Source organism: Desemzia sp. C1, assembly GCF_020882875.1.
In the GTDB taxonomy this organism is placed as follows: domain Bacteria; phylum Bacillota; class Bacilli; order Lactobacillales; family Carnobacteriaceae; genus Desemzia; species Desemzia incerta.
Genome location: NZ_JAJIZP010000003.1, coordinates 1,411,066 through 1,423,748 on the forward strand (window position 1 = coordinate 1,411,066; position 12,683 = coordinate 1,423,748).

The following is a 12,683-nucleotide window of genomic DNA, read 5'->3' on the forward strand; positions in this document are numbered from 1 at the left end:
AGGTTTCTATGACAAAGAAAATCATTCTTGACGGCAGTCAGATGACGGATCGAGAAGAATTGCATGCTTACTTGAAAACAGAATTGGATTTGCCCGACTATTATGGCAATAACCTGGATGCTTTAAAAGATTGCTTAACAATGGATTTCTCTTGTAAGGTGATTGAAGTCTGGTATCCAGAAATGATAGAAGAGCAGTTGGGCCGATATGGAAACAGCTTGTTACGAGTGTTGAAGGATTCAGCTGCTGAAAACCAATATCTTGAAGTTGTCATTAAAAAAGCTAGAGAATAAACAGTGCAAACTGTTTTCTCTAGCTTTTTTAATGTGTTTGATTTTTAAAGACAGGTGCAACGAAACGATGCAGCAGTACAGCCATTAAAGCCCCAACGACTCCTTGAAGGAGATTCATTGGAAATGCTGCTAAACCTGCAGCCAGCCCGAAGAGAATCCAGTCTCCTAAAACATACCCCACTGCCATCCAGATACCAGCTGTTAAAGCAGGAATCAACGGTTTAGTAGAAGGCAATTTCATAAACAGCCATCCACATAACAAGCCTTCTATCCCTTTGACCAGAAAAGTGATGGGAGCATAGAAAGAATAGCCGGCAAATAAATCTGCCAATGCGCTTCCGATACCACCAATCCAAAAACCGCCTGCCGGACCCAAAAGCATCCCTGCGAGCAACAAAATCGAATCCCCAATGTTCACGTACCCTTGAGCAAACGGGATAGGAATGCGGATAATGAGCGTCATAACGACAGTCATTGCAATAAATAAAGCGAATAATACCAAATTTTGCGTAGTGAGTGTTTTCTTATTCATAGCTTCCCCCCTAATTTATTTTCTATTATACACGATTCATTCCAAAGATAAGCAATAGTTTTCAGAAAAATGATGGTAAGAGGAAAAAATAAAGATAAAACTGGTATAATAAACAAAGAATGTAATGGAATAGTGGTGAAATAGATGAAGCAACCAAAAGTATTAGTTATTCAAGACATCTCAGCCAGCTGCCAGATTTCTATGAATGTGGCTGTGCCGATTTTAAGCAGTTTGAACAACAGCACTCATATGCTGCCTACTGCTTTACTGTCTACGCACACTGGGGCTGGATTTGAAGATTACACTTATTTGGATTTGACGAGTGAGATGTCTAAAATTTTAGACCATTGGAAGCAATTGGGTCTTAGTTTTGATGGAGTACTAGTCGGCTATTTAGGCTCACACAAGCAAATCGAAATCGTGAAACGCATTATCAAAGAGTTTGCAACGCCTGAAGCGGTTATTGTGTTGGATCCTGTAATGGGCGATCATGGAGAATTATATGATGGATTTGACGAAGAATACGTCCAGCAAATGCGGGAGTTGTGCCAATTGTCGACTGTGATCATTCCTAACTTAACAGAGGCAGCTTACTTAACAAAAACTCCTTATCAAAAAGGGCCTTATGCTTCTGAAGATGTTGAACGATTGATGAAAAAAATGGTGCAGCTGAATAAAAAACAAGTAGTTCTGACAGGTGTGATGTTGAGCGAAAACGAAATTGGAGCAGCCAGCATGACACAAAAAGACCAACAAGTCAGTTATGCATTTTCACCCGTCTATCCTGGTCGGTTTGAAGGAACAGGAGACGTGTTCAGCAGCGTGATTGCCGGTTTCTTATTTCAACAGATCTCTTTAGACTTAGCAATGACAAGTGCCGTAGAATATGTAGAAAAAGTGATCAAACGAACACTTGAAAATAGACCTAGCTTAAGATTTGGCGTGCAATTTGAAACAGACTTGCTGTTTCTGATTGAAAGATTGCATGCTTTGAAAAAATAGACGATAAAACTGCTCATTGGGACAATTCCCCAGTGAGCAGTTTTTTTGTCTCTAACATAAGTTGGAAGAACTCGCTGAAAATGCGAGGTCATTCAGTATCTGCCTTTTCTACAAATACTTTAAATGCAGCTTTGTAACTCAGCATAAATGTTTTACCGTCTGCGTTTTGTAAAGCTAACGAGCCCTCGTACGCTTCTTTAGCCAGCAAAGTATACTGTTGTTCTAATTTGATCCCTTTAACAGTGATGTAGTCTAGAAAGTCAGGATCATCTTCGACTTCTTTTACGACAAATGAATCACCGGCAGACAAGTCATTCAATTGCGGGTAGTCATAGCTTTCTGTGGTACCATCTTTTGCAGGGATTCTCCCGCCGTGAGGATCAAATTCTGGTTCTCCTAAGAATTGGTTTAACCGTTCAATCAGCAAATCAGAAGATGCATGTTCTAATCGATCAGCGTCAGCATGGACTTCTTTCCAATCGTATCCCAGTTTTTCCAGTAAAAAAACTTCCCAGATGCGGTGTTTTCGAATCACTTGGTTTGCCAGACGCAATCCTTTTTCAGTAACTTGCACACCTCTGTAAGGAGTATGGGTAATCAACCCTTCTTTTAATAATTTTGTATTCATATCTGTTACTGACGCAGCAGATACATTCATCGCTGCTACCAATTGTTTGTTGTTTACTACTTTGGTGGCCCCTCCGAGACTAACGATGGTTTTTAGGTAATCTTCTTTGCTTGGCGTCATTTGAATACTCCTTTTTTCTTTCGCATACAGGCATGAAGCATGGGTCAACAGTTGTTGCCTGTAAAAGCTCGCTTAATATCACTGACTGTGTTCATCGGTTTCCAGCAAGTCAGTTTAAATCAGTATTCTTATTATACCTCATCCAGAAAAAACAGCCAAGTAAGGAATCAATCGATTTAGGTTGACTTTATATAATTTTTAGTCTAATCTAAAAATAACTTAAAGCAACCCGAAAGAAGGTAGATAAAATGAAAAAACTAGCTGTGCTTGTTTCTGCTGTTGTCCTCTTGATTTTGGCAGGATGCCAATCTGATGCATCAGATGCGAATGAGGGGAATTCGACCGCTCAAGAAGGAGCCGTCCAAATCATCACGACAACAACTATGATCACTGATTTAGTCAACCAAATAGGTGGCGAGCATGTAGAGGTAGAAGGTCTGATGGGACCTGGGATTGATCCTCATGGATATCAAGCTTCTGCTTCAGATGTCACAAATATGATGGAAGCTGATGTCGTGGTTTCAAATGGTCTGCATTTAGAAGCTCAATTAGGAGAAGTTTTCGAAGGACTGGAACAACAAGGAAAAGAAGTTTTTGTATTAGAAGAAGGTTTGTCAAAAGAAACATTTTTGTCATCTGATGATGATTCACTAGCTTATGATCCGCACATTTGGTTTAGTGTCAGCAATTGGAAAATGGCAGCTGACTACATCACAGAGCAGTTAAGTGAATTTGATAGTGAAAATGCAGATGTCTATCAAGAAAACAATAAGAATTATCAAAAAGAATTGGATGAGTTAGCGGCTTATATTAATGAACGTATCACAGAAATTCCGGAAGAAAGTCGTTATTTAGTCACTGCTCACGATGCGTTCCATTATTTTGGAGAAGAGTTCGGATTTGAAGTGGTTGGACTTCAAGGACTGAATACTCAGTCAGAAGCTGGAACACGTGATGTCAGCGATTTGGCGCAACTTGTAGCGGATAAACAAATCAAAGCGATATTTGTAGAAAGCTCCGTGCCTACTCGTACGATTGAATCTCTTCAAGAAGCCGTCCAACAAAAAGGTTGGGATGTGTCGATAGGCGGAGAATTGTTTTCAGATGCATTAGGAGATGAATCTCAAAATGCCGAAACCTATATAAAAATGTACAAATCCAATATTGATACGATTGTGGATGCTTTAAAATAAACAGAAAGAAGGGCTTGTCATGAATCAAACAGCTATTCATATTGAACAACTAACCGTAGCCTATCAAGCCGTACCTGTATTATGGCAAGTAGGTTTAAACGTTCAAAAAGGAAAACGAACGGCCATCATCGGACCAAATGGAGCAGGAAAATCGACCCTCATCAAATCCATTTTAGGATTGATGACTCCGCTGACAGGAGAAGTAGATTTCTCTGTAAAAGATGGAGAATGGGCGGAGTACAAATCGATCAAAAAATCAGTTGCCTATGTTCCTCAAAAAAGTTCTGTAGATTGGGATTTTCCGACAACTGTTTTGGATGTTGTCGTGATGGGGAGATATGGTCATTTGGGCTGGTTCAAGCGTCCAGGCAAAAAAGATACGGCACTGGCAGAAGAGATGCTGGTCAAAGTAGGGATGCATTCTTTCAAAGACAGACAAATTAGTCAGCTTTCAGGCGGACAAAGACAGAGAGTCTTCCTTGCTCGCGCTCTAGTCCAGCAAGCAGAGATTTATTTATTGGATGAACCGTTGGCCGGAGTGGACATGAAGTCGGAAAAAGTGATCATGGAATTGCTGGAGGAATTAAGTTCGGCCGGGAAGACTGTTATTGTGGTCCACCACGATTTGCAGACGGTAAAAGAATATTTTGATGAAGTTGTTTTCTTGAATCGTGAAGTAGTGGCTGCTGGATCAGTTGCAACAACTTTCACTGAAGACATCATTGAAGAGACCTATCGGAAAGACCATAGTGTTGCTGAAAGGGTCGATCAGTTATGATAGAACAATTGACTTCGTTATTGAGCGACTATACGTTTCAACTCGTAGCTTTGGGGACAGGATTTCTTGGACTCCTTAGTGGAGTGATCGGAACATACGCTACTTTAAGGAAAGAGAGTTTGTTGGGAGATGCTTTGAGTCATGCAGCTCTGCCAGGGATCGCTATTGGATTTTTATTTATTGGACGAAAAGAATGGATCGTTTTGATGATCGGCGCAGCCGTTAGCGGCCTGTTTGCTACTTTTTTGATCCAATGGATGAGTCGGAAAAATGTGGTGAAATTCGATAGTGCGCTGTCATTGATTTTATCGAGTTTTTTCGGTCTTGGGTTAGTATTGTTGACGTATATCCAAGATCAACCCAATGCAAATCAGGCAGGGCTGGATAACTTTGTTTATGGACAAGCTTCATCAATGCTGCTGTCCGACGTCAGAATGATCAGCATTATCGGAATCGTGCTGTTAGTCTTAGTCGGAGTATTTTGGAAGGAATTCAAAGTATTTACTTTTGACCCTATTTTCACTCAAACAGCTGGGTTTTCTAGTTCCATACTCCAATTTTTGTTGTCTACGATGATGGTCTTGGTTATCATTTTGGGATTGGAATCGGTAGGGGTCATTTTAATGAGTGCTTTGGTGATCGGACCATCGGTAGCTGCCAGACAATGGACTGACCGATTAAGCGGGGTCATGGGATTAGCGGGCGTGTTTGGGTTCTTCTCTGGAGTGATTGGAACGATACTCAGTTCACTTGGAAAACAAATCCCTACTGGTCCTACTATCGTATTGGTGATGAGTGTATTCGTAGTCTTCAGTCTGTTTTTTGCTCCTAACCGCGGTTTGATTCGAAAATATATCTCTCAGAAAAAACAGCAGCAAATGTATAAGAAACAAATGGAACTAAAAAAGGAGGGGAAAGAATATGCTGGTTGAGATTCAATTGATTGCCATTGTAGTAGCAGTTGCTTGTGCTTTACCAGGTGTTTTTCTAGTTTTGAGAAGCATGACGATGCTGTCTGATGCTATAACGCATACCGTTTTGTTAGGAATTGTTTTAGCGTTCTTTGCGACTCAAGATTTAAACTCTCCTTTATTGATGCTGGGAGCTACCCTTGTCGGTGTGGCTACAGTATGGGTGATCGGTGCTCTACAACGAACGAAATTATTGAGTGGAGATGCTGCGATCGGGATCGTGTTTCCTTTGTTTTTCAGTATAGCCATCATCTTGATCACGCGCTATGCAGGAAGTGTGCATTTGGATACCGATTCTGTATTGATGGGGGAATTGGCTTTTGCTCCTTTCAAGCGGACTCAATTGTTCGGAATGGATATTGGACCACAAGCATTATGGACGATGATCGTTATTCTATTGATCAATAGTGTGTTTATACTCCTTTTTTATAAAGAGTTGAAACTCTCTACTTTTGATGCGGCTTTAGCTGCTGCATTAGGATTTTCTCCAGTGTTATTGCATTATGGACTAATGTCTTTAGTTTCACTGACGGCTGTTGGAGCTTATGATTCTGTGGGATCAGTGTTGGTCGTCGGTTTTATGGTAGGTCCTGCTTTAACAGGGTACCTTCTCACACGGCAATTGCATCACATGATTTGGGTAACTGTCATAACCGCTGTCATCAATAGTATAGTTGGTGTGCAGCTGGCTTTCGCTGTAGATGCTTCACTAGCTGGAATGATTGCTGTTGTCACAGGTGTCACAGCATTTGCAGCATTCTTGTTTTCTCCGGAAAAAGGCTGGCTCAAAAAAACGCTACGTCGTTCAAAGCAGCAAAAGAAATTGTACAAATGGAAAACGAAACAAGAGATGGAACAGCGTTAAAGTTCACTAAAAAGGAGCTGGGAAATAAGTCCCAGCTCCTTTTTTTGTTCGCCCAGCATGGGCGAACTCTAACGGGTGCAAGTCCCGAATGCGACCTGACAGTGGTAAGCATATAGCTGACGGCAAGGGTGTCCACCGTGAGGTGGAATCTGAAGGAAGCCTAAGGCAAAACTCTGGTCTGACGAACAGAAATCACATAAGAGGTGAGTCGAGTGGATAAGGCTGCGAAAGAAGCTAAAGTCCGATAACTGTCCTAACTCGAAGCATAAATGTGGCAGATAGATGGAGTGAAAGAGTTCGCACCTTAACTGGGGAGGTCTCATGACGTTATACCAAATACACTTAGTGATAAGTGCTTGACTCATGAGAAGTCAGCAGAGGTCGTAGTAGTGAAGACAGCTAGTGAAAGCTAGAAAGAGCGAAGGACCGAACAATTTTATCGTTACAAACATCTTTATTGGAGGCCGCCAAAGACTATTGGCTACGACAGCGTAAAAGTAGATAGCTGCCTTACGAGAGCAGAAAAGGAGTAACAAGCATGCAGGAAAACAGGACACTGGATAGAATCCTATCCAGAAATAATTTAAACGAAGCCTTTCGACAAGTGGAACGGAATAAAGGTGCCGCAGGCATTGACGGTATGTCTATCGAAGAGGCTAAAGAATATCTTCGTCAGCACAAAGAAGAGCTTATTCAGACTATTCGTCAACGTCACTATCAACCTAAACCTGTCAGAAGAGTAGAAATACCTAAACCATCGGGTGGGGTCAGACTACTGGGTATACCGACAGTGATTGACCGAGTTATTCAACAAGCGATTGCACAAGTTCTCACACCCATTTTTGACGAACACTTCCACAACAGTAGTTATGGATTCCGTCCAAACCGCAACGCCCATATGGCTATAGCGCAAGGGCTAAGAGATATGAACGAAGGTTATCACTGGATTGTCGACATTGATTTAGAGAAGTTCTTTGACACCGTTAACCATGATCGACTGATGAATCTAGTTTCTCGGAAAATAACCGATGGTGATGTGATATCATTGATTCGGAAATATCTCGTGAGTGGTATTATGGTAAACGGAGAATATGAGGAAAGTCCAGTTGGCACTCCCCAAGGGGGAAACCTCTCGCCATTATTGAGTAATATCCTCTTAAATGAACTCGACCAAGAACTAGAGAGAAGAGGTCTACACTTCGTGCGATACGCAGATGACTGCATTATCCTCGTTAAGAGCGAATTCGCAGCAAGGCGCGTAATGCGTTCGGTTACACGATATATTGAGGAAACTCTGGGTTTAACTGTGAACACGAGTAAATCGAAAATCATTAAACCTAATGACCCAACCTTTAAATTCTTGGGATTTGGATTCTATTGGTCGAAAGCAGATAAAGGCTATCAAGCAAAGCCTCATGCCATATCAATCGAGACGTTTAAATATAAGCTTCATCAGCTAAGCAAGAAAAGCTGGGGCATTGATATGGCTTACCGCATCGTTAAATTGAATCAAGTCATCAGAGGATGGGTGAACTATTTCAAAATAGGAAATATGCACACAAAACTCAAGAAAATAGCGAGTCATCTTCGTTATCGACTGAGGATGTGTATCTGGCACCAATGGAAAACAGCCAAAAATCGAAGAAGAGCCCTCACTAAACTAGGGATGAGCGACTACAACGCCTACATGAATAGCCACAGTTCCAAAGGAACTGCCCGAATAGCCCTGTCCTGGGTTATGACAACCACAGTAACCAATAAGATACTAGCCTTCAAAGGTCTAGTATCTCCAGATAGTTACTATTTAAAACAAAAGCATGTTATATGAAATTGAACCGCCGTATACCGAACGGTACGTACGGTGGTGTGAGAGGACGATAAATAAATTAATTATTTATCTCCTACTCGATTATGAATATTGGTTTCGTAAACGTGCTCAAAAAGGCAGCCCCGACGTCCACTTCGCGAATAATGCTCGAATGGTCTACGACCATCCTGTGCTTATTCACTCCAGTGATTCGGGGCTGAACGCCTTTTTTCACACTCTCTTTTACTTATTCTTTGTTCATATTACGGTCTTTTTCTACAACGGCGTCAACAGCTTTAACCACAGAAGTCATAAACCCATTTTCTTCTAAAGCTAGTACACCTTCAATAGTGGTTCCACCTGGAGAAGAGACTTGATCAATCAGGTTCCAAGGTGTCTGGTCACTTTCTTTGAGCATTTTACCGCTGCCGAGAACCGCTTGGGCAGCGATTTTAGTGGCCATCTCTTTTGGGATACCGTATTTGACAGCTGCTCGAGAAAGAGCATCGACAAATAAAAAGGTAAATGCTGGAGAACAGCCTGCAATCGCAGAAAAGACGCTAAAATCTTCTTCTTTCATCACGATGGCTTCACCAATAGATTCAAATACACTGACAATAAAACCGATTTCTTCAGCAGAAGCGTGCTCATTCCCGCAAACTGCAGCCATTCCTTCACTGATCTGCGAATTTAAATTAGGCATGACACGAATAATACGCATAGCTGAATCTTGTCCGATCATGGAATGCATTTGAGCTAAAGAAATACCTGCTGCAATAGAAACAACGACAGGATTGTGTTCGATCAGTAATGGAGCTAATTCTGGGAGCACGGTAGAAAATAAATTCGGCTTAATGGATAAGATGATAACATCTACTGTTGACACCAGTTCCTCATTGGTTGAACACACCGTAGCCCCTGTTTCACTAGCTAACCGATCTCGTTTTTCTGGTGTTCGGTTAGAAAGATAAAGATTCTCTTTAGGCATCTGCCCTGAAGCAACGATCCCTTTTACGATGGCACTCGTCATGTTGCCTGTACCGATAAAACCTACTTTCATCATTCAATCTCCTTTCAATACTAGAACTATTTTTCTACACTATTTAGTAAATAAGGTGAGGTAGTACTAGAAAACTACTGTCTTATTTTAGCATAGATTTGACCATTAGAAACAAAAGGGTTGACTTAAATCGATTACAGTTGTAAATTTTAGTTGTGGATGATTACAAACGTAAACGATATAATTTTTTTTACGAAAGGAAGAAGACGATGGAAGCTATTGAGAAAACGAAAATCAGTGGTGCTGAATGGGAAATCATGCGAGTCGTGTGGACATTAAAAAATGCAACCAGCAAAGACATCAGTTCTGTTTTACAAAATAAAATGGATTGGAAACCGGCTACAACTAAAACATTGATTGGACGTCTAGTCAAAAAAGGTGCTTTGATCACAGAAAATGAAAGAAATCGATTCATTTATTCAGCTGCTGTGAGTGAAGAAGCAGAAGTGAAAAATGCGGCTCAAAGTATTTTACAAAATGTCTGCAATCGAAAAGTTGGGGAAACGATAGCAGATCTGCTCAGTGAGGCCACGCTAAGTCATGACGACGTTGCTTTGCTCGAAGCGATTTTGGAGGAAAAAAAACTGGCAGCTGTTGATGAAGTACCTTGTGACTGTGTTCCTGGACAATGTACTTGCCAACACATGCATGAATAAGAAGGATTAAAGGAGGGTAACGATGGTACAAAAGACAGTAAAAATAGAAGGAATGAGTTGCGCAAGTTGTGCCCAAACCGTTGAAAAGGCTGCGGCTAAACTAGCAGGGGTACAAGAGGCGAATGTAAATTTGATGACGGAAAAATTAACAGTCCAATTTGATGAAGCCAAAACAAATATGGAAGACATCAAGTCGGCAGTTGATGCGTCTGGCTATAAAGCGGTAGAAGAAGGCCAAACAAAAACGTTTGTGATCGAAGGAATGAGTTGCGCAAGTTGTGCTCAAACGGTTGAAAAAGCAACAGCGAATTTGAATGGTGTTGCTAATTCGACAGTAAATTTAGCAACTGAAAAAATGACTGTTCAATATGATCCGTCTATTCTTTCTGTCAATGATATTACAGGTGCGGTTTCGGCTTCTGGATATAGTGCTCATGAAGAAGTCAGTAATGCAGATTCGATAGACGAAGACCGCGAGAAAAAAGAAGCTCACATGAAAGAAATGTGGCGTCGATTCTGGTTGTCAGCAGTATTCACTGTACCGCTACTGTACATTTCGATGGGGCATATGATTGGAGCACCGTTGCCAAGCTTTTTAGATCCGATGCATCATGCTGGTGTGTTTGCATTAGTTCAATTGATATTGACCATTCCAGTAATGGTATTAGGGAAAAAGTTCTTCACTACAGGATTTAAAGCGTTAGTAAAAAGACACCCTAACATGGATTCTTTGGTGGCTTTAGGAACCAGTGCAGCATTTATCTATAGCTTGGTTGCTACGGTATCCATTTGGCAAGGGAACGATTCGTTGGCAATGGATCTGTATTACGAGTCAGCGGCAGTTATTTTAACGCTGATTACTTTAGGGAAATACTTTGAAGCTCGTTCGAAAGGGAAAACCTCTGAAGCCATTAAGAAATTGATGGGATTGGCGCCAAAAACAGCCAAAGTCATTCGTGACGGCAAAGAAACGGAGATTTCCGTAGAGGCAGTTCAAGTTGGCGACATTGTGGTGGTTCGTCCGGGAGAAAAAATGCCGGTAGACGGGGTTGTGACTGAGGGAACGACTTCTGTTGATGAAGCGATGTTAACAGGGGAAAGTATCCCTGTGGAGAAATCAGTTGGTTCCCAAGTGATCGGAGCCAGCATCAATAAAAATGGAACGATTCAATACAAAGCGACAAAAGTCGGTAAAGACACAGCTCTTGCGCAAGTCATCAAATTAGTGGAAGATGCGCAAGGATCCAAAGCTCCAATTGCCAAATTGGCAGACATCATTTCAGGTTATTTTGTGCCAATCGTTATGGTACTGGCTGTTTTAGCTGGAGCGGCTTGGTTTATTGGTGGTCAATCTGGCGTCTTTGCATTAAGCATAGCGATTTCTGTTTTAGTCATTGCTTGTCCGTGTGCTTTAGGTTTAGCAACGCCGACAGCGATCATGGTCGGTACAGGAAAAGGTGCTGAACACGGAGTCTTAATCAAAAGCGGGGCGGCGTTGGAAACTACTCATAAAGTCCAGACAGTCGTATTAGACAAGACTGGAACAATTACAGAAGGTAAACCCAAAGTGACAGATATTTTATCTGCAACAGGCATTTCAGATGAAGAGTTGCTGAGATTTCGGCTTCTGCTGAAAAGGGATCAGAACACCCATTAGGTGAAGCAATCGTTCGTGCAGCAGAAGAAAAAGGATTGCATTTGCGGAAAACGAACTCTTTCAATGCGGTTCCTGGACACGGAATCGTTGTTCAAATTGATGGAGACGTATATGCACTCGGTAATAAGAAAATGATGGAGCACCAACAGATTTCACTGGATGATTTCTCCGGCAAATCAGATGAATTAGCTGGCGAAGGGAAAACCCCGATGTATGTAGCTAAAAATGATGACTTGATGGGAATCATCGCTGTAGCCGATACAGTAAAAGAGACAAGTGGTCAGGCAATCTCTAAGCTGCACCGTATGGGGATCGAAGTAGTGATGATCACTGGGGACAACCGTCGAACTGCTGAGGCTATTGCGAAACAAGTGGGTGTGGATCGTGTCTTAAGTGAAGTCTTGCCGGAAGACAAAGCGAAAGAAATCAAAAAATTGCAAGAAGAAGGCAAAAAAGTCGCGATGGTTGGAGATGGAATCAATGATGCTCCCGCACTAGCTCAAGCGGACATTGGAATTGCGATTGGATCAGGAACGGACGTTGCGATCGAGTCTGCGGATATTGTTTTGATGCGTAGCGATTTAATAGATGTACCAACAGCCATTGAATTAAGTAAAGCCACCATTAAGAACATCAAAGAAAACTTATTCTGGGCATTTGCTTACAATACATTGGGTATTCCGGTTGCAATGGGCTTGTTGTATCTATTCGGCGGACCATTATTGAACCCGATGATTGCTGGAGCAGCGATGAGTTTCAGTTCTGTATCGGTATTATTGAATGCTTTAAGACTGAAACGATTTACGCCGTCTGCAAATCAGTAGCCGTTTAACTCGATGAGGATTACACTAGAGATAATGACAAAACAAAAGGAGAAATGACAGATGAGAAAAGAAATTACAATTGAAGGTATGAAATGTGAAGGCTGCTCAAATGCTGTAAAACAACGTTTTTTAGGTGTTGAAGGAGTCAACGATGTCGTTGTCAATTTAGAAGCTAAAAGCGCCCTTATTGAAGGGAATTCAGCAATAGATGAAAACGAATTGCGCGAGTCGTTATCAGATACAAATTATTCAGTAGTTGGCATCAAGGAAATGGATGCCTAATTGAAAACAGAACGC

The 12,683-nt window shown here is 41.5% G+C and carries 12 protein-coding genes and 1 pseudogene; 10 read left to right on the forward strand and 3 right to left on the reverse strand.

What is annotated here, in order from left to right:
• Nucleotides 1-8: 8 nt before the first annotated feature.
• On the forward strand, nt 9-293 hold the full coding sequence (locus LMF32_RS07240; protein WP_230524356.1) for a barstar family protein: 285 nt from the start codon (nt 9-11) through the stop codon (nt 291-293).
• A 28-nt stretch (nt 294-321) separates the two neighbouring features.
• Here the strand turns inward: LMF32_RS07240 and LMF32_RS07245 are convergent, their stop codons facing one another.
• Nucleotides 322-825, reverse strand: a complete 504-nt coding sequence (locus LMF32_RS07245) for an ECF transporter S component (protein ID WP_092481235.1) — start codon at nt 823-825, stop codon at nt 322-324.
• Between the two features lie 144 nt (nt 826-969).
• Here LMF32_RS07245 and LMF32_RS07250 point away from each other — a divergent pair, with 144 nt between their 5' ends.
• Nucleotides 970-1,827, forward strand: coding sequence for a pyridoxamine kinase (locus LMF32_RS07250; RefSeq protein ID WP_188204790.1), 858 nt, complete (start codon nt 970-972; stop codon nt 1,825-1,827).
• A gap of 88 nt (nt 1,828-1,915) precedes the next feature.
• On the opposite strand, the gene LMF32_RS07255 is transcribed toward LMF32_RS07250, so the two are convergent.
• The gene (locus LMF32_RS07255) at nt 1,916-2,575 is read right to left on the reverse strand and encodes a metal-dependent transcriptional regulator (protein ID WP_230524357.1); all 660 of its coding nucleotides are present in this window, start codon (nt 2,573-2,575) and stop codon (nt 1,916-1,918) included.
• A 248-nt stretch (nt 2,576-2,823) separates the two neighbouring features.
• On the opposite strand from LMF32_RS07255, the gene LMF32_RS07260 reads away from it, so the two are divergent.
• The 5 genes from LMF32_RS07260 to ltrA all read left to right on the forward strand — a co-directional run bounded on the left by LMF32_RS07260 (nt 2,824) and on the right by ltrA (nt 8,210).
• Nucleotides 2,824-3,768, forward strand: coding sequence for a zinc ABC transporter substrate-binding protein (locus LMF32_RS07260; protein WP_092481129.1), 945 nt, complete (start codon nt 2,824-2,826; stop codon nt 3,766-3,768).
• A 19-nt stretch (nt 3,769-3,787) separates the two neighbouring features.
• A complete protein-coding gene (locus tag LMF32_RS07265) occupies nt 3,788-4,546 on the forward strand; it encodes a metal ABC transporter ATP-binding protein (protein WP_188204788.1) in 759 nt (252 codons plus the stop codon).
• Nucleotides 4,543-5,478 (forward strand): metal ABC transporter permease, encoded by a 936-nt coding sequence (locus LMF32_RS07270; RefSeq protein ID WP_230524358.1) that lies wholly within the window; start codon nt 4,543-4,545, stop codon nt 5,476-5,478. Before LMF32_RS07265 ends, LMF32_RS07270 begins: the two co-directional genes overlap by 4 nt.
• The gene (locus tag LMF32_RS07275) at nt 5,468-6,382 is read left to right on the forward strand and encodes a metal ABC transporter permease (RefSeq protein WP_188204787.1); all 915 of its coding nucleotides are present in this window, start codon (nt 5,468-5,470) and stop codon (nt 6,380-6,382) included. Before LMF32_RS07270 ends, LMF32_RS07275 begins: the two co-directional genes overlap by 11 nt.
• 538 nt (nt 6,383-6,920) lie before the next feature.
• Entirely contained in the window at nt 6,921-8,210 is a 1,290-nt protein-coding gene (gene ltrA, locus LMF32_RS07280) for a group II intron reverse transcriptase/maturase (protein WP_188205503.1), read from the forward strand.
• A gap of 226 nt (nt 8,211-8,436) precedes the next feature.
• Here ltrA and proC read toward each other — a convergent pair whose 3' ends face one another.
• On the reverse strand, nt 8,437-9,249 hold the full coding sequence (gene proC, locus LMF32_RS07285) for a pyrroline-5-carboxylate reductase (protein ID WP_188204786.1): 813 nt from the start codon (nt 9,247-9,249) through the stop codon (nt 8,437-8,439).
• Nucleotides 9,250-9,458: 209 nt separating this feature from the next.
• On the opposite strand from proC, the gene LMF32_RS07290 reads away from it, so the two are divergent.
• The 3 genes and pseudogenes from LMF32_RS07290 (at nt 9,459) to LMF32_RS07300 (ending at nt 12,668) form a co-directional block, all read left to right on the forward strand.
• Nucleotides 9,459-9,905 (forward strand): CopY/TcrY family copper transport repressor, encoded by a 447-nt coding sequence (locus LMF32_RS07290; RefSeq protein ID WP_230524359.1) that lies wholly within the window; start codon nt 9,459-9,461, stop codon nt 9,903-9,905.
• Between the two features lie 22 nt (nt 9,906-9,927).
• Nucleotides 9,928-12,386: pseudogene (locus LMF32_RS07295) on the forward strand (heavy metal translocating P-type ATPase).
• Between the two features lie 60 nt (nt 12,387-12,446).
• On the forward strand, nt 12,447-12,668 hold the full coding sequence (locus LMF32_RS07300; RefSeq protein ID WP_092481123.1) for a heavy metal-associated domain-containing protein: 222 nt from the start codon (nt 12,447-12,449) through the stop codon (nt 12,666-12,668).
• Nucleotides 12,669-12,683: the final 15 nt, after the last annotated feature.